The organism is Streptomyces sp. SID5469 (assembly GCF_009862865.1).
Taxonomy (GTDB): Bacteria; Actinomycetota; Actinomycetes; order Streptomycetales; family Streptomycetaceae; genus Streptomyces; species Streptomyces avermitilis.
Window position 1 is genome coordinate 5715954 of sequence record NZ_WWIN01000001.1, and the last position, 23380, is coordinate 5739333.

Sequence of the window (23380 nt, forward strand, 5' to 3'; positions counted from 1 at the left end):
GAAGTGAGCACCCCCGACCTTCCCCTCGCCCAGAGCGGCGGCTGCGGCGACGGCTGCGCCTGCGGCACCGGCCCCGGCGAGGAGCACGAGGAGTACATGGAGTGCGGCCTCGACCCCGCGCTCGCCCAGCTCCTGGCCGACGCCGGACTCGACCCCCTGGAGGTCGAGGACATCGCCAACGTCGCCATCCAGGAGGACCTCGACCACGGCGTGGACGTCACGACGGTCGCGACGATCTCCGAGGACGCCGTCGCCACCGCCGACTTCACCGCGCGCGAGGCGGGCGTGGTGGCGGGCCTCAGGGTCGCCGAGGCCGTGATCTCGGTGGTCTGCACGGACGAGTTCGAGGTGGAGCGCCACGTCGACGACGGCGACCGCGTCGAAGAGGGCCAGAAGCTCCTCACCGTCACCACCCGCACCCGCGACCTTCTGACGGCCGAACGCAGCGCACTGAACCTCCTGTGCCGCCTGTCGGGCATCGCGACGGCCACGCGCGCGTGGGCGGACGCCCTGGCGGCCACGGACACCAAGGTCCGTGACACCCGCAAGACGACCCCGGGCCTGCGCTCCCTGGAGAAGTTCGCCGTACGCTGCGGCGGCGGCGTCAACCACCGCATGTCCCTGTCGGACGCGGCCCTGGTCAAGGACAACCACGTGATGGCCGCGGGCGGGGTGGCGCAGGCATTCCGGGCGGTCGGCGAGATGTTCCCGGACGTACCGATCGAGGTCGAGGTCGACACCCTCCACCAGCTGCGCGAGGTGGTGGACGCGGGCGCCGACCTGATCCTCCTGGACAACTTCACGCCGACCGAGTGCGAAGAGGCCGTGGCGATCGTCAACGGCCGCGCCCTCCTGGAGGCGTCGGGCCGCCTGACCCTCGGCAACGCGGAGGCGTACGCGAAGACCGGCGTCGACTTCCTCGCCGTCGGCGCGCTCACCCACTCCTCACCGATCCTGGACATCGGCCTCGATCTGCGAGCGGCGGAGTAGGTACCTCCCATGCTGCTGACCATCGACGTAGGCAACACGCACACCGTTCTGGGCCTCTTCGACGGCGAGGACATCGTCGAACACTGGCGCATCTCCACGGACGCCCGCCGCACCGCGGACGAACTGGCGGTACTCCTCCAGGGCCTGATGGGCATGCACCCGCTGCTGGGCGAGGAACTCGGCGACGGCATCGACGGGATCGCGATCTGCTCGACGGTCCCGTCGGTCCTGCACGAACTCCGCGAGGTCACCCGCCGCTACTACGGTGACGTACCCGCGGTCCTCGTGGAACCGGGCATCAAGACGGGCGTCCCGATCCTGATGGACAACCCCAAGGAGGTCGGGGCGGACCGCATCATCAACGCGGTGGCGGCCGTCGAGCTCTACGGGGGCCCGGCGATCGTCGTGGACTTCGGCACGGCGACGACGTTCGACGCGGTGTCGGCGCGCGGCGAGTACGCGGGCGGCGTGATCGCCCCCGGCATCGAGATCTCGGTCGAGGCGCTGGGGGTCCGCGGCGCCCAGCTCCGCAAGATCGAACTGGCCCGTCCGCGCGCGGTGATCGGCAAGAACACGGTCGAGGCGATGCAGGCGGGCATCGTCTACGGCTTCGCGGGCCAGGTGGACGGCGTGGTCACGCGCATGGCACGCGAACTCGCGGACGACCCGGACGACGTCACGGTCATCGCGACGGGCGGTCTGGCGCCGATGGTCCTGGGCGAGGCCTCGGTGATCGACGAGCACGAGCCGTGGCTCACCTTGATCGGCCTCCGTCTCGTGTACGAACGAAACATCTCCCGCACGTGACGCTCCGCTGAGGGGCGCTGCGAAGAAGCGCTTTTGTGCTGAGGGGCGGGGCCCTCTCCGTCAGGGCCCCGCCCTCTCCGGTCAGGGCGCCGCCCCCACCATCCCCGCCGACCAGGGCACCGGTCCCCGTCCGGAGGGCACCGCCCGCGGTCACCCGCAACAGCCACGGCCCCCACCCACGCCGCACCACGCACCGCCACCCACGCCGCACCACGCACCGCCACCCGGACGCACCGTACGGGTGGCCCGGACGCGCCACGCCTGCCCCCTGTGCCTCTTTTGTCTGATTAGCGCGTACGGTCACTGCATGCCCACGCCATACGGATCCCGCGGCGGCATGGCGTTCGGTGCGGAGGAGCTGCGTGTGCTCCGCCGCTCCCTCGCCCTCGCCCTCCACCCCGGCTCAGCCTCCGCCGAGGACGTGCAGGACTGCCTCCGCCTCGCCGAGTCCGTCGACGAGGCGGCCCGCGAGAGCGCCCGTCTCAGGGCCTTCCTGCTCGCCGACCTCGCCCGCTACCGCGCCGCCCTGCCCGGCACGGTCAGCGGCTTCCTTCCCCTCCTCCAGGACGCTCTCGACGCCGGCTACCGCCCGACCCCGGACGACCTCGCCGCCCTCCGCGCCCTGCGCGGCAACCCCGCCGCAGCCGCCCTGCTGTACCGCTGCCGCATCCTGGCCGAGCGTGGCGTACGCGCCCGCCCGGCCACCCGCCCGACGGCGTCCACAAGCCCCACCGACGCCCGCCCTGCCGCCGCCCCCCTCTCCCTCTCCATCCCCGCCTCCCGCACCCGCCTCCTCGCCCTCCCGGGCGGCCGCGCGGCCGAAGGCCCGGACGGAAAGCCGGCGGAGAAGCCCGCCCCGGCCCCCACCCCCAAGCCCACGCCGCAGAAGACCCCCCGACCCGACCGGCCCATCCCCACCCCGGGCGAGGTCTTCCCTCCGAAGCGCAAGCCCGGCCCGCCCGCCACCGCCGCTCCACCCGTCCCCCAGGTCCCACCCGCGAACCCCCCACACCAACTCGCGGCGGGCTAGCCCCAACCGACCGGCACCGTCCGGCCCTGGCTACTCTGGGGGCATGGACTACGTCTCCGCGCTCGTGCCCCCCGTTGTGATGGCCGTGTTCTTCATCGGTCTGATCGTGACGATCGTGAAGAGCCAGGGCGGTGCCAACAAGGCCAAGGAGGACGCGTTCGTCGACGCGACCCTCGCGCGCGCGGACAGCGCCCGCCAGGCCTCCGGTGACACCGGCGTCTGACCCACCCCGCCCGCCTCATCGGCGTACGACTCATATGCTTTTCGAGTCGTACGCCCTTTTTGTTGCTGTTTATCGCTGAAAGCGCACGTCCGCCATGCCATTGGTGACATCTCCCACTATTGTGCTGAGAGTGCCTCGCCCATTGGGAGAACTCGAAGACGCGGTCATGACGCGGGTGTGGAAGTGGAACCGCCCGGTGACCGTTCGAGAAGTCCTGGAAGATCTTCAGCGGGAACGGTCCATCGCCTACACCACGGTGATGACCGTTTTGGACAATCTCCATCAGAAGGGCTGGGTACGCCGCGAAGCGGAAGGCCGGGCCTATCGATATGAGGCGGTCTCCACCCGTGCCGCCTACGCGGCCGCGCTGATGAACGACGCCTGGTCGCAGAGCGACAACCCGGCCGCCGCACTCGTCGCCTTCTTCGGCATGATGAGCGAGGAACAGCGGCAGGCGCTCCGCGACGCCATGCGCATCGCACAAGGCCCCGAAGCCGCCGAATCACACGAAACCTTCGCCCGCGCCACTGAGAAGCAGGCCGAGAACAGGGACGAGAACCCGGACGAGAAGGCGGCCGGGAAGGCCGGCCGGAACCCGGACGAGAAGGCGGACGAGAAGGCGGACGAGAACCAGGGCCGGAACCCGGAGGGGATCGTCGCCGAGAACCCCGCCTCCGCCGAGGGCGACCCCGGGCGATAGCGTCCCGCTCATGCCAGCAGAGAGCCCCGCGGAGCATCCCGTGGAGAAGCCCGCAGAGCGCGCCCCCGAAGTCAGCGCAAAAGCCATCACCGTCCGGCGGGCCAGGACCAGCGATGTCCCGGCGGTGCGCCGCCTCCTCGACTCGTACGTCCGACGCGGCATCCTGCTCGACAAAGCGACGGTGACGCTTTACGAGGACATCCAGGAGTTCTGGGTCGCGGAACGGGATGACAACGCCGAGGTCCTCGGCTGCGGCGCGCTCCATGTGATGTGGGAAGACCTCGCGGAAGTCCGCACTCTTGCGGTGAACCCGGACGCCAAGGGGCTCGGCGTCGGTCACCAGTTGCTGGGCAAGTTGCTGCAGACCGCCCGCTGGCTGGGTGTTCGCCGTGTTTTCTGTCTGACCTTCGAAGTGGACTTCTTCGGGAAGCACGGCTTCGTGGAGATCGGAGAGACGCCCGTTGACACCGATGTCTACGCCGAGCTGCTGCGTTCCTATGACGAGGGCGTAGCAGAGTTCCTCGGTCTCGAACGAGTGAAACCGAACACCTTGGGCAACAGCCGGATGCTTCTGCATCTGTGATCGTCGGGCGATCCGCAAGGGATCCTCGACGGGTATTCCGCCGGACCGCCCTGCCCAGGCTCCCTATGTCCGAAACGCGCATGTTTCCGGTCTTCCTGTGGCCTGTCGGTCTCTCCCAGGGGTTTGTGTTTTTCCCGCAAAAGCGGTTTGCTTTCCGACGTACTGCAGTACTGCATATAACAGGGGACTCGAAACAGCGGCGTACGCCGCAGGCCCTCGGCCCTGAAGTTATCGATGAAAGGAAATCCGGTGGCACAGAAGGTTCAGGTCCTTCTTGTCGACGACCTCGACGGTGGCGAGGCCGACGAGACCGTGACGTTCGCGCTGGACGGCAAGACGTACGAGATCGATCTCACGACCGCCAATGCGGACAAGCTTCGTGGCCTTCTCGAGCCCTACGTGAAGGGCGGCCGTCGCACCGGAGGCCGTGCTTCGGGTGGACGTGGAAAGGCGCGGGTCGCTTCCGGCGGCAGCCAGGACACCGCGCAGATCCGCGCTTGGGCGAAGGAGAACGGTTACGAGGTCAACGACCGTGGCCGAGTTCCGGCGTCCATTCGTGAGGCCTACGAGAAGGCCAACGGCTGAGCGCACGAGCGCCGCAGCCGGATCCGGTGGCATTGCGTCGCCATCGTGTCCACCAGTCGTACGAGGTCGGGGGCATCACCATCGCCCCCCACGGCCGACAGCGTCGGCAGCGAGGCTTCCACTTCGCACCCCGGCTCGGGGGGCCGCAGCCAGACGGCGGCCCCCTGTGAACCGGCCCGGCCCAGGGGGAGCGGCCGGGACCCGTTGAGGCCCGACGGCCGGGGCGCCTCGATGTGCCCGCCTGTACCGATCGCCGTGAGGTCCAGGGGCAGCGCGCCCCACTCCAGCCAGTCCAGCAGCCCCGGTAGTTCGTCCGCGCTGCCCGCGGCCACGAGCAGCCGCATCCGGTCTCCCTGAAGAGCCACCGGGGTGGCGGGCCCCAGGTGCCGCAGCGCCGGGAATCCCGCCGCGGCGGGCACGTCCAGGACGTCGAAGCGCAGGCCTGTGGCCAGCCTCAGCGGCAGGCCGGGCATGGTGACCCAGCCCAGCTCGTGCTCGTACCACTGCCGCACGCGACCGCCCGGCCCGCCGGGACCGCCCGGAAACCCCGCGCCACCCGGAACCCCTGGACCACCCGGAACCCCCGCACCACCGAGATCCCCGGGGCCGTCGGGACCGTCGGGACGACCCGGGTCAACCGGGGCGAACGGCCTGCGCGGGAGAGGCACGGTGTGGACCATGCCAAGAGCAACCGTCCGAAACCCCTGAGAGTTACGCTGGGTGGTCCTTTGGATGCACAGAGTGCCGAAAAGGAGGACGCCCGGGGGCGTTCGGCGGCGCAAGGATGTTCGCCCATAGCGGAGGGAACCGGGGCGCGCGGCATGGGAGTGTCAGTGCGTACGGGTAAGACATCCCTAGTGGGAGGGGGCGACACGCAGATAAGGGCGTCTCGCGTTCGCCGTCGGCGTACTGATGGTGAGGGTATCTGCCTGGCCTGCGGGAACATCGTCTCGCACCATCAGGTTGGAGCAGATGTCGGCGTTCGGGGTCAGGAGGCCAAGGACGGTGTCGGCAGTTGGAATGAGCGGTCCCCGCTTGCGGGACTAAGCTGCGGAAGGACAGCGAGGGGAGCGTCCCCTCACTGCCTGACCGCTCTGAGGAGCGATTAACGATGTTCGAGAGGTTCACCGACCGCGCGCGGCGGGTTGTCGTCCTGGCTCAGGAAGAAGCCCGGATGCTCAACCACAACTACATCGGCACCGAGCACATCCTCCTGGGCCTGATCCACGAGGGTGAGGGTGTCGCCGCTAAGGCCCTGGAGAGCCTCGGGATTTCGCTCGAGGCGGTCCGCCAGCAGGTGGAGGAGATCATCGGCCAGGGCCAGCAGGCCCCGTCCGGGCACATCCCCTTCACTCCCCGTGCCAAGAAGGTCCTGGAGCTGTCGCTCCGCGAGGCCCTTCAGCTGGGCCACAACTACATCGGCACGGAGCACATCCTGCTCGGCCTGATCCGTGAGGGCGAGGGTGTCGCCGCCCAGGTCCTGGTCAAGCTGGGCGCAGACCTCAACCGGGTGCGGCAGCAGGTCATCCAGCTGCTCTCCGGTTACCAGGGCAAGGAGACCGCCGCCGCCGGCGGTCCTGCCGAGGGCACCCCCTCCACGTCCCTGGTCCTCGACCAGTTCGGCCGGAATCTCACCCAGGCCGCTCGTGAGTCCAAGCTCGACCCGGTCATCGGGCGCGAGAAGGAGATCGAGCGGGTCATGCAGGTGCTGTCCCGCCGTACGAAGAACAACCCGGTCCTGATCGGTGAGCCCGGTGTCGGCAAGACCGCCGTCGTCGAGGGCCTCGCTCAGGCGATCGTCAAGGGCGAGGTGCCCGAGACCCTCAAGGACAAGCACCTCTACACCCTGGACCTGGGTGCGCTGGTCGCCGGTTCCCGCTACCGCGGTGACTTCGAGGAGCGCCTGAAGAAGGTGCTGAAGGAGATCCGCACCCGCGGCGACATCATCCTGTTCATCGACGAGCTGCACACGCTCGTCGGTGCGGGTGCCGCCGAGGGCGCCATCGACGCGGCTTCGATCCTGAAGCCGATGCTGGCCCGCGGTGAGCTGCAGACCATCGGCGCCACCACACTCGACGAATACCGCAAGCACCTCGAGAAGGACGCGGCCCTCGAGCGCCGCTTCCAGCCGATCCAGGTGGCGGAGCCTTCCCTCCCCCACACGATCGAGATCCTCAAGGGCCTGCGCGACCGTTACGAGGCACACCACCGCGTCTCCATCACGGACGAGGCTCTCGTCCAGGCCGCGACGCTCGCGGACCGTTACATCTCGGACCGCTTCCTCCCGGACAAGGCGATCGACCTGATCGACGAGGCGGGTTCCCGGATGCGGATCCGCCGGATGACCGCGCCGCCGGACCTGCGCGAGTTCGACGAGAAGATCGCGGGCGTGCGCCGCGACAAGGAGTCCGCGATCGACTCGCAGGACTTCGAGAAGGCGGCTTCTCTCCGCGACAAGGAGAAGCAGCTCCTGGCCGCGAAGGCCAAGCGGGAGAAGGAGTGGAAGGCCGGCGACATGGACGTCGTCGCCGAGGTCGACGGCGAGCTGATCGCCGAGGTCCTCGCGACCGCCACCGGCATCCCGGTCTTCAAGCTGACCGAGGAGGAGTCCTCGCGCCTGCTGCGCATGGAGGACGAGCTCCACAAGCGGGTCATCGGCCAGAAGGACGCCGTCAAGGCGCTCTCGAAGGCGATCCGTCGTACGCGTGCGGGTCTGAAGGACCCGAAGCGGCCGGGTGGTTCGTTCATCTTCGCGGGCCCGTCCGGTGTCGGTAAGACCGAGCTGTCCAAGGCGCTCGCCGAGTTCCTGTTCGGTGACGAGGACGCGCTGATCTCCCTCGACATGTCGGAGTTCAGCGAGAAGCACACGGTCTCGCGTCTGTTCGGTTCGCCTCCCGGCTACGTGGGCTACGAAGAGGGCGGGCAGCTGACCGAGAAGGTCCGCCGCAAGCCGTTCTCCGTCGTCCTGTTCGACGAGGTCGAGAAGGCCCACCCGGACATCTTCAACTCGCTGCTCCAGATCCTGGAGGACGGTCGTCTGACCGACTCCCAGGGCCGGGTCGTGGACTTCAAGAACACGGTCATCATCATGACGACCAACCTCGGCACCCGGGACATCTCCAAGGGCTTCAACCTGGGCTTCGCCGCCCAGGGCGACACGAAGTCCAACTACGAGCGCATGAAGAACAAGGTCGCGGACGAGCTCAAGCAGCACTTCCGCCCCGAGTTCCTCAACCGCGTCGACGACGTGGTCGTCTTCCCGCAGCTCACCCAGGACGACATCCTCCGGATCGTCGACCTGATGATCACCAAGGTCGACGAGCGCCTCAAGGACCGGGACATGGGCATCGAACTCGCCCAGTCCGCGAAGGAACTGCTCGCGAAGAAGGGTTACGACCCCGTTCTGGGCGCGCGGCCGCTGCGCCGCACGATCCAGCGCGAGATCGAGGACACCCTCTCCGAGAAGATCCTCTTCGGGGAGCTGCGTCCGGGCCACATCGTGGTCGTCGACACGGAGGGCGAGGGCGAGACCAAGACCTTCACCTTCCGTGGCGAGGAGAAGTCGGCCCTGCCCGACGTCCCCCCGATCGAGCAGGCGGCCGGCGGCGCCGGTCCGAACCTGAGCAAGGACGCGTAACCCTCCGGGGTTCGCGGCACCAAGGGGTGGCCCTGGGACTTCGGTCCCGGGGCCGCCCCTTTTTTTCGTGGGCCGTGCTCACAGCACGCTGTCGGTCCTCTCGATGACGGGACGGCTCGGGAAGAGCCCGAGGACGTGGTCCGGTACGCCGGTCACGTCCGGAGCGAGGTGAAGGGTGACCGTACGCACCCCCGGAAAGAGACCGGGTGCTTTCGTCAGGTCCTCATTGCCGGAGAACTTGTTGAGCCGCAGACGGGTGACGCGTGGGAGAACCGGGCCCGCCTCCCACCCGGTCGCATTCCAGTTGACGCGCAATTCCTCCAGCGCGGGCAGCCGGGTGATCTCCGCGAACTCCGGAGGGGTGAGCCTTACCGGAAGGTTGGCGAGGCTCAGCGTCTTCACCGAGTGCCTGTGGCGCAGGCCGCGCAGTCTGGTGAACGCGAGCGCGTTCCTGGTGAATCGTAGATATTCCAGGGGCAGTTCCCTGGGGAGAGCCGCGTCGAGGGAGTCGGTGCGCAGGGGGATGCCGATGTCGAGCGAGTTCAGGGTGGACGAGCCGGACAGGGGGCTCAGGGAGTCCGGTGCTTCGAGGCCCGGCAGCAGGGCGAGCGACAGCCAGGTGAGGGGCAGCTCGGCGAGCGGTGTCAGGTCGTCGAGGGGGAGACCGCTGAGGTCCAGGCGGGTGAGCCGGCCCTGGTCCGACAGGAACCGCAGGTCACGCAGGCCACGATTGTCGCGTACGACGAGCTCGCGCAGCTGGCCGGGGCGGAGGGCGGAGCGGATGTCGGCCGGGTCGATGTCGCCGACGAGCTGGAGCAGGGACGGTCCGCCCAGTTCGCGCAGTACCCGCAGTTCGGAGGCCGACTGCGCGGTGAAGTACAGCCCCTCCGGCCGGAGATGGGCGATGACCTCCTCCGCGTACCGCTCCGTGTCGAACCGGTGCCAGGTCCACGTCAGCTGGGCCCGTACCGGCAGGGAGGGGTGCGAGCGGAAGCGGGCCAGCACGGGGATGGCGGCGTCCGTACCGACCAGGGAGGCGGTGACGACCACGGCCCGCGCCTCGGCGTCGGTGAGTCCGTCGGGCCCGGGGAGGAGTTCCAGGACGAGCGGCCCGGCCTGGGCGAGCGCGCGGGCCTCCTGCGACGTACGAGGAGGGATGAGCGGGGCGGCGTTCCCCTCCACGACGGCTCGGATACGCGGGTCGAGTTCCGTCGCGTGTTCCAGGGAGGCGAGCGCGAGGAGCCGTACGCGGGTGCCGGCCGGTTCGTCGAGCCGCCCCGCCGTCTCGCTCAAGTCGCCCAGCAGCTGGGCCCGTTCACGCGGCCGTGCATGCGCCACCGCCATCCGGATGACGTCCGCCCACTGCTCGTCGACGGCATTGCGGACGAGCATCCCGAAGTCGCCGTCCTCGACCGCGGCCTTCGCTCCCAGATAGTCCTGGAAGGTGCGGTGGACGAACTCGACGGTGCCGAGGGCGGGTTCGCGCAGCAGGCCGCTGCGGACGAGGAGGTGGCGCAGGATCTGCTCGGCGTCGCCCTGTGCGGCGGCGGACGGCAGGGACGGCAGGACGTCGGCCACGATCCGCTGCGCGCGCTCCCGGTCCATCTCGGACTGGTTGTTGCGGATGAGCCAGTAGGCGAGGCGCTGGAGGAGCTGGATCTGGGGGAGCTCGGTGAGGTGGATGCCGTGGTCCTGGCCCGGCAGGAACATGTCCCGCTCCTCGTCGCGGCGCGACAGCAGCATCGACAGGGCGGCGTCGTACAACTCCTGCCGTCCGTGCGGCAGATAGCCGCGCCGGTCGCGGTGCAGGGCGCAGATGAGCCCGCACATCAGGGGGTTGGTGGCGAGGCGGCCGAGGGCGGGCTTGGTCCCGACGGCGTCGAGGAGCGAGCGTTCGTAGCCGTCGAGGCGTTCGGTGTCGGAGGCGTCGATGCGGGCGGCGGTGTGCCAGCGGCGGACGAACGCGGCGACGTCGTCGCGGTCCATGGGGGAGAGCATGAGTTCGGTGAAGCCGTCCGGGGTGAGCCAGTTCTCACGCACGGCGGAGGGGCGGGAGGTCACCAGCCACTGGTTGCCGGGGTAGACGTCCAGCAGCTCGCGCAGCCATCGCCGGGTCCGCTCCCGTTCCCGCTCGGGTATCTCGTCGATCCCGTCGACGAGGAGCAGCCCGCGCCGGGCGCTCAGCACCCGGTCCGCCCAGCCGTCCGGCTGGGTGGCGTGGAAGGGGACGCGGACGGCGTCGAGGAAGCCGTCGGGGGCGGGCAGTCCGCCGGGCCGCCGTACGAGGCTCCGCAGCGGCAGCACGAACGGAACGCGGTCGCCGCGCTCCCCCCGGGCCGTGGTCACGGCCAGCCACTGCACGAGCGTGGTCTTGCCGGAACCGGCGACACCGCGCAGCAGCACCAAGTCGTGCTCCGCGAATGCCTGTTCGGCGGGCAGGGTGGTGTGGGGGGCGGCGATTCCGGCGGTGGTGTCGTTGTCCTCCGCGGGACGCAGTGCCTGGATGCTGAGGTAGGCGGCGTCGAGGGGCCAGCGCTCGGGGGAGTTCACGAGGTCGATGCCGTAGATGGTGAGGCGGCTGTGCTTGGTGGCGACGTAGGCGAGATAGCGCTCCTCGAAGGAGGGGTCCGTGCCGCCGGTCGGGGGAGTCCGGGCGATCAACTCGTCGATCTTCGCGATGAGTTCGCTCTGCCGCCGGGTCTGCTCGACGAGCGTGCGGGCCACAAAGGTGGAGCGCTGGGTGAAGAAGTGCAGGATGTGCAGGCAGGCGTTTTCGAGGAGACGCTCGTAGAAGAGGGTGGCGTCGAGGGAGAGATGGCGGTCGGGGGCCTCGCTCGCGACCCGCAGATGCAGGGCGAGGGTCTGGTGACCGAGCCGCACGGCCTGTACGTCCGTCATGTCGAGGTCGCCGAGGGAGTGCAGGGTGCGGGCGAGGGCGTGCACGACGGCGGGCTCCTCGTCCACCGGGAGCGGCCGCTCGCCCTCCGACTTGACGGCTCTCCGGACCAACTCGGCCGCGAGCTTGGTGAGTTCCTTCTCGGCGAGGGCGCGTTTCTCACCCTTGAACGACACGAACTCCGATACGCGTACGGGCTTTTCGACGAGCCCGGCTCCCGGCCCCTCGGCCACGAAGAGCTTCTTGACGAGCGGGGTGACCACGCTCGAGGCCAGCTTGACGCCGATGGACGCTGCTTCCATGTCGCTCCCCCGCGGGCATGGTGGGTCGGTCGAAGGTGATCAATTGTGGGTCAGCCGACGGCATGCGGGCATCACTCGGTTTCGGCGACGGTGACGTGCGCCGTGCAGACGCAACGTGGTGAGCGCGCGGAGCCCGGCGAGACCGCCGACTCCCCGCGGGGTCAGCTCCCGCAGCCGGAGGGGGCTGGTCAGCACCTCCGGGGCGAGGACCGACAGCATGTCGTGCGTCTCGTACTCGCCGTTGAACCTGGCCCCGGACCGTGGCCCGATGCCGCGCGGCGCCGTCCGCTGTCCGGAATTGCGCACCCCGAGGGCGAGGAGCCTGCGGCTGCGGACGTCCGTGACCGCCGTCTTCTCGTCCGGCGGGAACGGGCGCTCGCCCGGTGAGTCCACCGCCTCCCGGACGAGCCGCGCGGCGAGTTTCGCCACGCCCTTCTCCGCCGGCGACCGCTGCTCGCCGCGGAAGGAGACCAGAGCGGACAGGCGTACCGGCCGGTCCACCGGGCCCGCGCCGGGCGCCTCGCGTACGAAGAGCTTCTTCACCAGCGGTGCGACGAGGCTCGAGGCCGGCCGCGTGCCGAGGACCACGGGATCCATCTGCCGTTCCCCCTGAACACCGTCCCGAAGCAGGGCAGTCAGAGTAGCCCGCGTCACATTGCCAAGTCCCCTGATCTTGGCGGCTGGTGACATGGCGCACAGGCGATTTGTCCGGTACTAGGCCGAATAGTGGATGCGCATAGACGGGCAAAAAGGACTTTCGACCCAGAGTCCCGGGTGGGGTTCCCATGGTGCTGACCGGGTTGTATGCCGAATGTCCGTTCTGTCAAGGGTCGTAAGTTTTCGGGCGAACTACGAGCTTTCGTCGTAGATCACAGGTTTGGGGGTCTGTGGGGGGAGGGGTTACCAAGGGATGGTCCACGCGGCGAGTACGTCGATCGCCGGGTGGTTTCTTGTGCCCCCGCCCCCGTCATCACGAGGTATCCATGTCGAAGCGCGTCACGTCCCGTCTCTCCCGTACGTCCCTGATCCGTAAGCGTGCGGCCGCCCTGGCCGTGGGCCTGGGGGCCTCGGCCGTGCTGGGCGCCGGGGTCGCGTCCGCCGCCGACACCGGGCTCCACGCCAGTGCGGCCGGTGCCGTGCAGACCCAGGCCGCCGCGGCCAAGAAGGCGCCCTCCGCCTCCTGGATCGACCCGGTCAAGAAGTACGCGCTCTCCGCGGGCTTCAACCAGGCCGGCGGCATGTGGGCCCACAAGCACTCCGGTCAGGACTTCGCCGTGCCCAGCGGTACCGAGGTCCTCGCCGCGCACGGCGGCACCGTCGTCAAGGCCGGCGGCAACGGCGCCGGTGACGGTCCCGCGTACGGCAACGCCATCGTCATCAAGCACGGCAACGGCACCTACTCCCAGTACGCCCATCTGTCGCGCATCGACGTGCGGATCGGGCAGGTCGTCGCCACCGGTCAGCACATCGCGCTCTCCGGCAACACCGGTAACTCCAGCGGCCCGCACCTGCACTTCGAGATCCGTACGACCCCGAACTACGGGTCCGGCATCGACCCCGTCGCCTTCCTCCGGGCCCACGGCGTCACCGTCTGACGAGCCCCGGAGGACTCAGGCGGCGCCGTGCGCCTGGGTCACCAAGTCGATCGCGACCTCCAGGACAGCCTTGCGCTTGTCCTCGGGGTCGCCTTCGACGTCTTTGAGGACGAACATCCCCGCGTGCATCGTGAAGAGCGCGCTGACGCAGCGGACCTGGTCGGTCAGCGCGGCCTCCGGCTCCCTGATGATGTCGAGCATGCTGAGCATGCGGTCCTTGAACGTCTCGCCGACGCTCAGTTCGCGCACCGTCGCCTGGTTCTCCTGCATGAAACGGAAGAGCGGCGCCGCGCCGGTGAGGGCCTCGCTGTAGCGGGTCAGGACCTGCTGCTTGGTCTCCAGGGTGTGTGGCTGCTGCCGGCCCCAGTCGATCAGCTCGTCCAGCGGCCTCGTCAGGTCCTCGAAGAGGCTGATGAGGATCTCTTCCTTGGTCTTGAAGTGGTAGTAGAGCGCCGCCTTCGTGACATCGAGGTGCTCCGCGATCTCGCGCAGTGACGTCTTCTCGTAGCCCTGCTCGGAGAAGAGTTCGAGGGCCACGTCCTGGATGCGCTGGCGGGTGTCCCCGCGGCGCTGTCGCTTGGTGCCGTCCATGGTGCCGCCCATCCTCGTACTCCTCGCGCTCCCCTGAAAACTTACTTGCCGCCCGACTAGTGAAGCTAAACTTACTTGACGCCCGGCTAGTTACGGGTCTAGTTTCCCAGCGTAGTCAACTTGCCGGTCGGCAAGTAAGTAGTTCGGGCAGAGGCCGGCACGGTCAGCGGCACCTAGGGGAGTGGGAAAGTGGCGGACAACACAGGAGCGGGTGGCAGCGGCGACAGCGCCGTCGGCACCGAGAAACAGCCGCGCAGCGTACGGGTCGTACTGCTCGCGCTCATGATCGCGATGCTGCTCGCGATGCTGGACAACATGATCGTCGGCACCGCGATGCCGACCATCGTGGGCGAACTGGGCGGGCTCCAGCACCTGTCGTGGGTGGTCACCGCGTACACCCTCGCGACCGCCGCCTCCACCCCGCTGTGGGGCAAGATCGGCGACATGTACGGGCGCAAGGGCGCCTTCATGACCTCGATCGTGATCTTCCTGATCGGCTCCGCGCTGAGCGGCATGGCCCAGGACATGGGGCAGCTCATCGGGTTCCGGGCCGTTCAGGGCCTCGGTGCCGGCGGGCTCATGGTCGGCGTCATGGCCATCATCGGGGATCTCATTCCGCCCCGTGAGCGCGGCAAGTACCAGGGCATGATGGCCGGTGTGATGGCGCTCGCGATGATCGCCGGACCGCTGGTCGGCGGCACCATCACCGACCACCTGGGCTGGCGCTGGTCGTTCTACATCAACCTGCCGCTGGGCGCCGTGGCGCTGGCCGCCGTCAGCGCCGTGCTGCACCTGCCGAAGAAGCGCTCGCAGGCGCGGATCGACTACCTGGGCGCCGGTCTGCTGACCGTCGGCATCACCTCCATCGTGCTCGTCACCACCTGGGGCGGCAGCGAGTACGCCTGGGGCTCCGCCGTGATCATGGAGCTCATCGGGATCGGTGTCGCCGCGCTCGTGGGCTTCGTCTTCTGGCAGACCAAGGCGGCCGAGCCGGTCATGCCGCTGCACATCTTCCGCAGCCTCAACTTCACGCTGATGTCCGTCATCGGCTTCATCACCGGCTTCGTGATGTTCGGCGCCGTCCTCTTCCTGCCGCTGTACCAGCAGTCGGTGCAGGGCGCGTCCGCGACCAACTCCGGGCTGCTGCTCCTGCCGATGCTCGGCGCGATGCTGGCCGTCTCGATGGTCGCCGGACGGGTCACCACCAACAGCGGCAAGTACAAGGTCTTCCCGATCGTCGGCAGCGTGCTGATGACGGCGGGGCTGTTCCTGCTCGCCCAGATGGACACGGACACCAGCCGGTTCACCTCCGGTGTGTACATGGCGGTGCTCGGCGCGGGCATGGGCTGCCTGATGCAGATCACCATGCTGGTCGCGCAGAACAGCGTCGAGATGAAGGACATGGGCGTCGCCTCGTCCTCGACCACGCTGTTCCGGACCCTCGGCTCGTCCTTCGGCGTCGCGATCATGGGCGCGCTGTTCAACCAGCGGGTCGAGGACGAGATGGCCGCGCGGGCCGGGGCGCTGGGCTCCAAGGTGACCGAGCAGTCGGCGCAGCTGGACGCGGCGAGCCTGGCGAAGCTGCCGGTCGCGGCCCGGGAGGCGTACCAGTACGCGGTCTCCGCCGGTACGCACTCCGCGTTCCTGCTGGGCTCGGTGGTCGCCGTGGTCGCGCTGGTCGCCTCGGTGTTCGTGAAGGAGGTCCCGCTCAAGGGGGCGGGGCCGCAGAAGCCGGCCGAGGACGCGGCTGGGGACGCCGCGAGTGACGTGCCGCCGAAGCAGACGGTGGCAGAGTCCGTCTGATCCGACGCACGTCCACCTCGGTCCGAAGGCCCCCGGCGTTGTCCGCCCCGGGGGTCTTCGCCTGTCCGGGGCGGGGCGAGGCGGTGGCGAACCTGGGGTCCGTGGGGCGGTGCGATGCCGGCGGCCCGTAGCGGTGCCGGGCTCGCCCCGGAACCGGGCCGCTGTCAGCCGCCCGACAGTGGCAGCTCAGCCGCCCGACAGTGGCAGCATCGGGAAGCTCCCGGTGTTCGTCGGTGCGTGCTCCGGCAGCCACAGCACCGCCACCGCGCCCTCGGCCGGTACGTCGCCCGGGGCGCCCGCGGGGCGTACGTTGCGGAAGGTCAGCCGGGCGCCGAGCACCCGCGCCTGGCCCGCCGCGATCGTCAGTCCGAGGCCGTGCCCGTGGCCGGCACGGTCCGTGCTGCCCGTACGGAAGCGACGGGGGCCGTCGGCGAGCAGTTCCTCGGGGAAACCGGGACCGTGGTCGCGCACGCGGATCACCCGGCCCTCGACGGAGACCTCGATCGGCGGCTTGCCGTGCCGCGCCGCGTTGGCGAGCAGGTTGAACAGCACGCGCTCCAGACGGCGCGGGTCCGTCGTGACCTCCGACTCGTGGACCACCCGCACCTCGATGTCCGCGTCCTTCGCCGCCACCCGCCGGGACACGAACTCGCCGAGCATGATGTCCTGCAACTCGGCCCGCTCGGACGCCCCGTCGAGCCGCGCGACCTCCAGGACGTCCTCGACGAGCGTGCGCATGGCCTGCGCCCGGTCGCGGACGAGCTCCGTGGGGCGGCCGGGCGGCAGCAGCTCCGCGGCCGTCAGCAGGCCGGTCACCGGAGTGCGCAGCTCGTGCGCGATGTCGGCGGTGACCCGGCGCTCGGCCTCGATGCGCTGCTGGAGCGCGTCCGCCATCGCGTCCACGGCCCGCGCGAGATCGTCCGTCTCGTCGCGTACGACACCGCCGATGGCGTCCCGCACCCGTACGTCGCGCTCGCCCTGGGCGACCTGGTTCGCCGCGGCCGCCGCCTTGCGCAGCCGCCGCGACAGCTGGCCGCCGATGAGCACACCGAGCGCGGAGCCGCCGAAGACGACCGCGATCGAGCCGATGATCAGCGCCTGGTCGAGGTCCTTCATGATGTCCGCGCTGCGGTCCGTGAACCGGGTGTGCAGCGAGAGAACCCGGCCGTCCTTGAGCGGTACGGCGGCCCAGATGTCCGGCACGCCGTGCGGCCCGTCGGCCACGTACGTCGCCCGCCGGCCCTGCGTGACCTTCATCATCAGGTCCCTCGGGATGGCCGGGTCGTCGAGCTTGACCCCGAAGCTCTGGGCCCGGCCCGCCTCGTACATGCGCTCGGCGACCTGGATGCGCTCGTCCGCCAGGTCACGCGCGTTGTCCAGCATCGACACCCGCGCGGCGTTGTGCACGACCAGGCTCAGTGCGAGCGCCACCAGCGCGCCGACCAGCGCGATCGCCGCGCTGATCTTCCACCTCACACCGGTGCGGATGCCCGCGCCGACCCCTACGACACCGGACCGGACGCCCGCGCGCACGCCGGTGCCCGCTCCGGTCCGGGGGCGCGCGCGTCCCCCGTCGGCGCTGGTGCGGATGCCCGTGCGCCCCGGGCCCGCCGTACCGGCCGGACCCGGGCGCCGAAGATTCCCCCGCATACCCCTGCTCAGGCCTTCAACTTGTAGCCGAAGCCACGGACCGTGTCGATCCGGTCCTGGCCGATCTTCGTCCGCAGCCGCTGCACATGGACGTCCACGACCCGGGTGTCACCGCCCCAGCCGTAGTCCCACACACGTTCGAGCAGCTTGTCGCGGGACAGTACGGTGCCGGGCGCCGAGGAGAACTCGAGGAGCAGGCGCATCTCGGTCGGTGTCAGTGCCACCGGCTGTCCGGACCGCCGTACCTCCATGCCCTCGGTGTCGATCTCCAGTTCGCCGAACGTGAGCACGCCGCCGTCCGGTGCCGAGGAGTCCTCGGCCGGCCGGGAGTTCGGCCCGCTCGCGTGGCCGAAACGGCGCAGCACCGCGCGGATGCGTGCGACGAGGACCGCTCCGTCGAAGGGCTTGGTCACATAGTCGTCGGCGCCCGCCTCCAGGCCCAGCACGACATCGATCGAGTCGGCGCGCGCGGACAGCATGATCACGGGCACAGTCGACTCGTCCCGGATGCGGCGGCACAGCGAGACGCCGTCGAGCCCGGGGACCATGACGTCGAGGAGGGCGATGTCGGGGCGGTTCGCGCGGAACGCCTCCAGGCCCGACAGGCCGTCGGGCATGGCGGTGACCGCGAAGCCGTCGCGCTCCAGCGCGAGTTGGGTGGCCTCGCGGATGACGTCGTCGTCCTCGACGAACAGGACGTGGGTCTGCTCTGCCATCCGGTGCTCTCAGTTGCTTTCGGTCGGGGCCGGGGGCGGGCCGTCAGTTGGGGGCCGGGGTGGCCGAGTCCGTGCCGCCCACCGCGTTGCTGTACTCGGTGTGGGTGCGGGACTCCTCGGAGAAGCGGTTCGCCGACCAGCTGTAGGTGATCACTTCCTCGCTGGACGGATAGGAGACCGGGTCGTCCTTCTCGTACATCTGCTGGGTGACCACCAGCTCACCCCGGTCGATCTCCGCGTACACCGGCGGTTCCTCGGCCCTGAACACATTCTCGTACGAGTGGCCCTGCTCGCGATAGACGTACGAGCCGATGCCGACCGCGTCACCGCAGGTCATCACGTTGACCACGATGTCGTCCGCGGACCCTCCGGTCAGATCGCCGTACGACACGTCGACCGGGTACTCGTCGGCGACGCACGGCTTCAGGGCGCGCTTGACCGCCGCGCCGACCTTCGGGTCGTCCTTGACGAGCTTGACCGCGTCCACGGACTTGGGCGCCTTGCTGGGCGAGACCGTGGGGGTGGCCGCGCCCGCCGCCACCGAGTCGCTGCCCGCCGGGCCCTCGTCCCGGGCGCCGGTGCCGCCGGTGCCGCAGGCGGAGACAGAAAGGCCGAGGACGGCGAGCCCGGCCACCGCCGCGATCGCCGCCTTGAGGGCGCCCCTGGCCCGCAGGGACTCCGTTCCTAGGCCGCGCAACGCTCCCGCTCCTCACGCTCCAGCGCGCGTGCGTCCAGGTCGCGGCTCTCCAACTCCTCGCGGAGCCGGGCGAGCGCCCGGTGCAGCGTGCTCTTGACCGTTCCGGCCGACATGCCGAGCGCGGCGGCCGTCTCCTCCGTGGACATCTGCTCCCAGTGTCGCAGCACGACGACACTGCGTTGCTTCGGAGCGAGCACCTTCAGGATGTCCATCAGCAGGGCGCGGTCCGCGTGCTGCTCGGTGGAGTCGTCGACGGACGCGTCCGGGAGCTGCTCGGTGGGGACCTCCTCGAGCTTGCGGGCCCGCCACCACTCCGTCCGCGTGTTGATCATTACGCGGCGCAGGTACGCGTCCGCCAGCCGCTTGTCCGCGATCCCGTCCCAGCGGCCGTACGTCCGTACGAGAGCGGTCTGGAGCAGGTCCTGGGCGTCGACCGGGTCCGGGACCAGGCGGCGTGCACTGCGCAGCAGCGCGTCCTGCCGGGTACGTACGTACTCTTCGAACTCGAGCACCTCGCCGTGCGCCATGTTCAACCGCCTCCCGTTCCCCGTTTCCGACCTGTCCGCTGTCGGCTCTTCATCGCTGCCGCGCTTCTGGCTTTTCGCTTCGAAGCCGCTCGCACCGCGGCGTCCGCGGTACGCCAATGAAGCTACGGAGGTGTTGTCACGGGGTTGTCCGAGGCAGCCTGCGGCGAACGCTCGGCTGTCCGTCGGTTGTGTAACGGATGTAGGAACGGGGTAAGACGGGGCGGCGGATGGGGTGGAATTGGGGGTTTTTGTCGCGGGCGAGGCTGTGTTTCGAAGGCCGGGGGCTGTGTATCGGCAATCGATGGGCTGTGAAGAACGGCCGGCGGTCGGTGGACTCAGCTGTGGGGGAGGCGGTAGAGGCCGCCGGGGAGGGGCTCGACGAGGCCGTCGGCGACCAGGCCGTCCAGGGCGCGGGCGCGCTGCACCGGCTCGTCCCACACGCGGTCGAGCGCCGACTGCGGAACCGGGGTCACGGCTTCCCGCAGGACGGCGAGGAGCCTGCCGCGGACCTGACGGTCCGTACCGGCGTACGTCTGGCCGCGGCGCGGCGGCCCGTCGTGCTCGGGCTTGCCCGCGAGTCGCCAGGCGCACTGGCCGGCGATCGGGCAGCGGTGGCAGGTCTCGTTCTTCGCCGTGCAGACCAGCGCGCCGAGCTCCATGGACGCGGCGGCCCAGCGGGACGCGGTGCTCTCGTCCTCGGGGAGCAGCGCGCGGGCGAGCTTGCGCTCGGCTGCGGTGGTGGCGTTGGGCGGGTACTGCACACCGGTGACGGCGCGGGCGAAGACACGGCGGACGTTGGTGTCGAGAACGGCGTGGCGCTGGCCGTAGGCGAACGACGCGACGGCCGCGGCGGTGTATTCGCCGATGCCGGGCAGCGCGAGCAGCTGGGCGTGCTCCGTGGGTACGTCGCCGTTGTGGCGTTCCGTTATGGCGACGGCGGCGCCGTGCAGGCGCAGCGCGCGCCGGGGGTAGCCGAGGCGGCCCCAGGCGCGGACGGCTTCGCCGGGCGCCTCCTTGGCGAGGTCGGCGGGGCGGGGCCAGCGGGCGAGCCACTGCTCGTAGACGGGCAGCACGCGGTTGACCGGTGTCTGCTGCAACATGAACTCACTGACCATCACGCCCCAGGGGCCGGCGTCGGGGCGGCGCCACGGGAGGTCACGGGCGTGCTCGTCGAACCATGCGATGACCTGGGCGTGCAGGGCCTCGCCTGGGGCGCCGGGGGCGGGGGAGGTGGGGCTCGGGCTTTGGCTTGGCGTGGGCTTCGTGGGTGCAGTCATGGCGAAGTCGATCCTGCCATGCGGGGTGGTGTGGGTTCGCGTTCTGACGGGGGTGGGTCGGGGGTGTGCCGGGGTGGGGCGGGCGGTGCCGGGCCGTGCCGGGGTGTCCTGGCGTCGTCGGGGGCGTTGCGTGTGGGGGCTGTGGGGGCTGTGGGGGCTGTGGGGGCTGTGGGGGCTGTGGGGGCTGTGGGGACTGTGTCTGGGTGTCGTGGGCGGGGCGGGGCGGGGCGGGTGCGGGGCTGTGCGGTTGCGTCGGGGCGCTGGGACCGTGGTGGGGCGCTGGGACCGTGGTGGGTGGGGCCGTGCCGGTGTGCGGGCCCGTCGCGGCGCGGCGCTTCCTCTGTCCTCCTCGCCCGCCCCTCCACCCACCCGGCGTGGCGTCCGCCCCAAAGAGGGCAGGCGCTCGGGCAGTTGATCGGTGGTCGGCGTGGCGCGACCGTGATGATGATCTGGAAAAAGTTGAGGTGTGGGGCGGCGGGTGGGGCGAGCTGCGCTGCCGATCTCTCGTAGAGTTTGCGCCGTGGGATCTATGCGCAATCCGGTCGGGCCGCTTCCCTCCTCCATCTACTGGCGACGGAGGGCCGTTCTGCTGTCCGTGGTCGGTCTGTTGGCACTGCTCGTCGTGTGGGTGGTGGGATCCGGCGGCGGTGGCGGGAAGAACGGCGCGGACGGGTCCAACGGGAAGCACCCCACGTCCTCGATCACACCCGGGCCGTCCAGCTCCGGGCCCGCGATCAGCCAACACCCGGGCGGGCGCGACGAGTCGGGCAGTGGGGACGGCTCGGGTTCGGGTTCGGGGTCGGAATCCGGCTCCGGTTCGGGGTCAGGGTCCGGCGGTTCGGGAGGTGCGGCCGGAGGGTCCGACGACGGATCCAACGGTGGTGGCGGTGCCGACGGTCAGCTGCCCGCCGGTTCCACCCTCCCCAACTGCACCGCGAGCATCGTCAAGTTGACGCTGCGCAGTCTCCGTAACTCGTACGCCCCCGACCGGACGCCGACGTTCGAGCTGACCGCCAAGAACTCCTCGGGCAGCGACTGCAAGGTCGATTTCGGCCCGAAGAACTCGGTATTGACGATCACGCAGGCCGACGGCGACAACGACATCTGGTCCTCGGCCGACTGTCCCAAGGACTCCGGAAGCGCCCTGTTCCGTGTCCCGGCGGGCGACAGCGCGACGTACACGGTGAAGTGGGACCGCAAGCCCAGTGCCCCCGAGTGCGCCACGCCTCCGGCCGGTTCGGCCGCGGCGGGAACGTACCTGGTGGAGGCCAAGGCGCCGGGCTTCAAAAAGGCCCAGACGTCATTCGTCCTGGCGAAGGACTAGCCGGGGGGCCGACCGGATCCGCCCAGCCCCAGGGGGGCGACCGGAATGCACGGCCTCAGGAGGGCGGGCCGGATCCGCCCGGCCCCACGGGGGCGACCGGAATGCCCGGCCCCAGGAGGGCAGCGGGCCGGAAATGCCCGGCCCCAGGAAGGCAGCGGGCCGGAAATGCCCGGCCCCAGGAGGGCGGCAACCCGCCGACGCGAGTAAGCGACCCCACCCCCGTGCGGCCGCCCCCACACACCGCACCCCACCCCCGGCCAAGCCGCCGGCAGGCTAGACGTACCGCTCCAGAATCGAAGACTCCGCCAGCCGCGACAGCCCTTCCCGGACGCTGCGCGCCCGCGCCTCGCCCACGCCGTCGACCGTCTGCAGGTCGTCGACGCTCGCGGCGAGCAGCTTCTGCAGGCCGCCGAAGTGCTCCACGAGGCGGTCGATGATCGCACCCGGCAGGCGCGGCACCTTCGCGAGCAGACGGAACCCGCGCGGGGAGACCGCCGAGTCCAGTGCCTCGGGGGAACCCGTGTACCCCAGTGCCTTGGCCACGGTGGCGAGCTCGAGCAGCTCCGCGTGAGTGAGCGCGTCCAGCTCGTACAGCGCCTGGTCGACCGTGCGGGAGCGCTTGGCCGTCGGCTCGGGCACGTAGTCGCGGACCACCAGCTCGCGCTCGGGCTCCACGCCGGCGATCAGCTCGTCCAGCTGGAGGGCCAGAAGACGTCCGTCCGTGCCCAGTTCGACCACGTATTCGGCGATTTCGGTGGCGATGCGGCGCACCATCTCCAGACGCTGGGCCACCGCCGACACATCCCGGACCGTGACCAGATCCTCGATCTCCAGCGCGGAGAGGGTGCCCGCCACCTCGTCCAGACGGAGCTTGTAGCGCTCCAGGGTCGCCAGGGCCTGGTTGGCCCGGGACAGGATCGCCGCCGAGTCCTCCAGGACGCGGCGCATTCCGTCCACGTACAGCGCGACGAGCCGCATGGACTGGGAGACGGAGACCACGGGGAAGCCGACCTGCTTGCTCACCCGGTCCGCGGTGCGGTGGCGCGTGCCTGTCTCCTCGGTGGGGATCATGGGGTCGGGGACCAGCTGCACGCCCGCCCGGAGGATCTTGGAGAGATCCGAGGAGAGCACGATGCCGCCGTCGAGCTTGCACAGCTCACGCAGGCGCGTGGCGGTGAACTCGACGTCCAGCACGAAGCCGCCGGTACACATGGCTTCGACGGTCTTGTCGGACCCGAGCACGATGAGTCCGCCGGTGTTGCCCCGGAGAATCCGTTCAAGCCCGTCGCGCAGCGCCGTGCCGGGCGCCACGGCGCTCAGTGAGGCGCGCATCAGGCCATCGGCACCGGAGCTCCCGCCGGATTTTCCGGGAGCTGCTGCCCGGTCGTTGGCTGCCACTGCACTCCTCCGGTCGCAGGTTCTGAGGCGCTCCCGTTTCGCACACTTG

21 protein-coding genes are annotated in these 23380 nt (G+C 70.1%); 11 read left to right on the forward strand and 10 right to left on the reverse strand.

Features of this window, described 5'->3' with window-relative positions; all coding sequences use genetic code 11:
* Positions 1 to 3 precede the first annotated feature (3 nt).
* The 7 genes from nadC (at position 4) to GTY58_RS24565 (ending at position 4918) form a co-directional block, all read left to right on the forward strand.
* Positions 4 to 990 (forward strand): carboxylating nicotinate-nucleotide diphosphorylase, encoded by a 987-nt coding sequence (gene nadC, locus GTY58_RS24535; RefSeq protein WP_037649162.1) that lies wholly within the window; start codon positions 4 to 6, stop codon positions 988 to 990.
* Positions 991 to 999: 9 nt separating this feature from the next.
* Positions 1000 to 1797, forward strand: coding sequence for a type III pantothenate kinase (locus tag GTY58_RS24540; RefSeq protein WP_010986114.1), 798 nt, complete (start codon positions 1000 to 1002; stop codon positions 1795 to 1797).
* Between the two features lie 337 nt (positions 1798 to 2134).
* The gene (locus tag GTY58_RS24545) at positions 2135 to 2827 is read left to right on the forward strand and encodes a hypothetical protein (protein ID WP_037649163.1); all 693 of its coding nucleotides are present in this window, start codon (positions 2135 to 2137) and stop codon (positions 2825 to 2827) included.
* A gap of 43 nt (positions 2828 to 2870) precedes the next feature.
* Positions 2871 to 3050, forward strand: coding sequence for a hypothetical protein (locus GTY58_RS24550; RefSeq protein ID WP_010986116.1), 180 nt, complete (start codon positions 2871 to 2873; stop codon positions 3048 to 3050).
* Positions 3051 to 3216: 166 nt separating this feature from the next.
* Positions 3217 to 3750, forward strand: a complete 534-nt coding sequence (locus tag GTY58_RS40860) for a BlaI/MecI/CopY family transcriptional regulator (protein ID WP_010986117.1) — start codon at positions 3217 to 3219, stop codon at positions 3748 to 3750.
* 10 nt (positions 3751 to 3760) lie between these two features.
* Positions 3761 to 4333 carry an amino-acid N-acetyltransferase gene (locus tag GTY58_RS24560; protein ID WP_042493499.1) on the forward strand — a complete coding sequence of 191 codons (573 nt, stop codon included), beginning with the start codon at positions 3761 to 3763 and terminating at the stop codon, positions 4331 to 4333.
* Between the two features lie 249 nt (positions 4334 to 4582).
* The gene (locus GTY58_RS24565; protein WP_010986119.1) at positions 4583 to 4918 is read left to right on the forward strand and encodes an Lsr2 family protein; all 336 of its coding nucleotides are present in this window, start codon (positions 4583 to 4585) and stop codon (positions 4916 to 4918) included.
* Here the strand turns inward: GTY58_RS24565 and GTY58_RS24570 are convergent.
* A complete protein-coding gene (locus GTY58_RS24570) occupies positions 4897 to 5598 on the reverse strand; it encodes an SCO3374 family protein (protein ID WP_010986120.1) in 702 nt (233 codons plus the stop codon). The two genes, GTY58_RS24565 and GTY58_RS24570, sit on opposite strands and share 22 nt — an antisense overlap.
* A 431-nt stretch (positions 5599 to 6029) precedes the next feature.
* On the opposite strand from GTY58_RS24570, the gene GTY58_RS24575 reads away from it, so the two are divergent.
* On the forward strand, positions 6030 to 8555 hold the full coding sequence (locus tag GTY58_RS24575; protein WP_010986121.1) for an ATP-dependent Clp protease ATP-binding subunit: 2526 nt from the start codon (positions 6030 to 6032) through the stop codon (positions 8553 to 8555).
* A 78-nt stretch (positions 8556 to 8633) separates the two neighbouring features.
* Here GTY58_RS24575 and GTY58_RS24580 read toward each other — a convergent pair whose 3' ends face one another.
* Positions 8634 to 11753, reverse strand: a complete 3120-nt coding sequence (locus GTY58_RS24580) for an NACHT domain-containing protein (protein ID WP_010986122.1) — start codon at positions 11751 to 11753, stop codon at positions 8634 to 8636.
* A gap of 39 nt (positions 11754 to 11792) precedes the next feature.
* Positions 11793 to 12350 carry a hypothetical protein gene (locus GTY58_RS41705; protein ID WP_010986123.1) on the reverse strand — a complete coding sequence of 186 codons (558 nt, stop codon included), beginning with the start codon at positions 12348 to 12350 and terminating at the stop codon, positions 11793 to 11795.
* 386 nt (positions 12351 to 12736) lie between these two features.
* Here GTY58_RS41705 and GTY58_RS24590 point away from each other — a divergent pair, with 386 nt between their 5' ends.
* Positions 12737 to 13348: a M23 family metallopeptidase gene (locus GTY58_RS24590; RefSeq protein WP_010986124.1), complete on the forward strand. Its 612-nt coding sequence runs from the start codon at positions 12737 to 12739 to the stop codon at positions 13346 to 13348.
* 15 nt (positions 13349 to 13363) lie between these two features.
* Here the strand turns inward: GTY58_RS24590 and GTY58_RS24595 are convergent, their stop codons facing one another.
* Positions 13364 to 13951, reverse strand: coding sequence for a TetR/AcrR family transcriptional regulator (locus GTY58_RS24595; protein WP_037652358.1), 588 nt, complete (start codon positions 13949 to 13951; stop codon positions 13364 to 13366).
* Between the two features lie 177 nt (positions 13952 to 14128).
* On the opposite strand from GTY58_RS24595, the gene GTY58_RS24600 reads away from it, so the two are divergent.
* Entirely contained in the window at positions 14129 to 15742 is a 1614-nt protein-coding gene (locus GTY58_RS24600; RefSeq protein WP_010986126.1) for an MDR family MFS transporter, read from the forward strand.
* Positions 15743 to 15928: 186 nt separating this feature from the next.
* Here GTY58_RS24600 and cseC read toward each other — a convergent pair whose 3' ends face one another.
* The 5 genes from cseC to GTY58_RS24625 form a co-directional block, all read right to left on the reverse strand.
* Positions 15929 to 17392, reverse strand: coding sequence for a two-component system sensor histidine kinase CseC (gene cseC, locus GTY58_RS24605; RefSeq protein WP_010986127.1), 1464 nt, complete (start codon positions 17390 to 17392; stop codon positions 15929 to 15931).
* An 8-nt stretch (positions 17393 to 17400) separates the two neighbouring features.
* A complete protein-coding gene (gene cseB, locus GTY58_RS24610; protein WP_010986128.1) occupies positions 17401 to 18108 on the reverse strand; it encodes a two-component system response regulator CseB in 708 nt (235 codons plus the stop codon).
* Between the two features lie 43 nt (positions 18109 to 18151).
* Positions 18152 to 18805, reverse strand: a complete 654-nt coding sequence (locus GTY58_RS24615; RefSeq protein WP_037652360.1) for a lipoprotein CseA — start codon at positions 18803 to 18805, stop codon at positions 18152 to 18154.
* On the reverse strand, positions 18793 to 19332 hold the full coding sequence (locus GTY58_RS24620; RefSeq protein WP_010986130.1) for a SigE family RNA polymerase sigma factor: 540 nt from the start codon (positions 19330 to 19332) through the stop codon (positions 18793 to 18795). Before GTY58_RS24620 ends, GTY58_RS24615 begins: the two co-directional genes overlap by 13 nt.
* Positions 19333 to 19667: 335 nt before the next feature.
* Positions 19668 to 20609: an A/G-specific adenine glycosylase gene (locus tag GTY58_RS24625; protein ID WP_010986131.1), complete on the reverse strand. Its 942-nt coding sequence runs from the start codon at positions 20607 to 20609 to the stop codon at positions 19668 to 19670.
* 520 nt (positions 20610 to 21129) lie between these two features.
* Between GTY58_RS24625 and GTY58_RS24630 the strand changes: the two genes are divergently transcribed.
* Complete coding sequence (locus GTY58_RS24630; RefSeq protein ID WP_037652361.1) at positions 21130 to 21933, forward strand: hypothetical protein; 804 nt, start codon at positions 21130 to 21132, stop codon at positions 21931 to 21933.
* 273 nt (positions 21934 to 22206) lie between these two features.
* Here the strand turns inward: GTY58_RS24630 and disA are convergent, their stop codons facing one another.
* The gene (gene disA / locus GTY58_RS24635) at positions 22207 to 23331 is read right to left on the reverse strand and encodes a DNA integrity scanning diadenylate cyclase DisA (RefSeq protein WP_010986133.1); all 1125 of its coding nucleotides are present in this window, start codon (positions 23329 to 23331) and stop codon (positions 22207 to 22209) included.
* Positions 23332 to 23380: the final 49 nt, after the last annotated feature.

Excerpts from the sequence above, each read along its gene's own strand:
- GTY58_RS24540 (WP_010986114.1), top strand. The coding sequence starts at position 1,000 with ATGCTGCTGACCATCGACGTAGGCAACACGCACACCGTTCTGGGCCTC.
- GTY58_RS24545 (WP_037649163.1), top strand. The coding sequence starts at position 2,135 with ATGGCGTTCGGTGCGGAGGAGCTGCGTGTGCTCCGCCGCTCCCTCGCC.
- GTY58_RS24550 (WP_010986116.1), top strand. The coding sequence starts at position 2,871 with ATGGACTACGTCTCCGCGCTCGTGCCCCCCGTTGTGATGGCCGTGTTC.
- GTY58_RS40860 (WP_010986117.1), top strand. The coding sequence starts at position 3,217 with ATGACGCGGGTGTGGAAGTGGAACCGCCCGGTGACCGTTCGAGAAGTC.
- GTY58_RS24560 (WP_042493499.1), top strand. The coding sequence starts at position 3,761 with ATGCCAGCAGAGAGCCCCGCGGAGCATCCCGTGGAGAAGCCCGCAGAG.
- GTY58_RS24570 (WP_010986120.1), bottom strand. The coding sequence starts at position 5,598 with ATGGTCCACACCGTGCCTCTCCCGCGCAGGCCGTTCGCCCCGGTTGAC.
- GTY58_RS24575 (WP_010986121.1), top strand. The coding sequence starts at position 6,030 with ATGTTCGAGAGGTTCACCGACCGCGCGCGGCGGGTTGTCGTCCTGGCT.
- GTY58_RS24580 (WP_010986122.1), bottom strand. The coding sequence starts at position 11,753 with ATGGAAGCAGCGTCCATCGGCGTCAAGCTGGCCTCGAGCGTGGTCACC.
- GTY58_RS41705 (WP_010986123.1), bottom strand. The coding sequence starts at position 12,350 with ATGGATCCCGTGGTCCTCGGCACGCGGCCGGCCTCGAGCCTCGTCGCA.
- GTY58_RS24590 (WP_010986124.1), top strand. The coding sequence starts at position 12,737 with ATGTCGAAGCGCGTCACGTCCCGTCTCTCCCGTACGTCCCTGATCCGT.
- GTY58_RS24595 (WP_037652358.1), bottom strand. The coding sequence starts at position 13,951 with ATGGGCGGCACCATGGACGGCACCAAGCGACAGCGCCGCGGGGACACC.
- cseC (WP_010986127.1), bottom strand. The coding sequence starts at position 17,392 with ATGCGGGGGAATCTTCGGCGCCCGGGTCCGGCCGGTACGGCGGGCCCG.
- cseB (WP_010986128.1), bottom strand. The coding sequence starts at position 18,108 with ATGGCAGAGCAGACCCACGTCCTGTTCGTCGAGGACGACGACGTCATC.
- GTY58_RS24620 (WP_010986130.1), bottom strand. The coding sequence starts at position 19,332 with ATGGCGCACGGCGAGGTGCTCGAGTTCGAAGAGTACGTACGTACCCGG.
- GTY58_RS24625 (WP_010986131.1), bottom strand. The coding sequence starts at position 20,609 with ATGACTGCACCCACGAAGCCCACGCCAAGCCAAAGCCCGAGCCCCACC.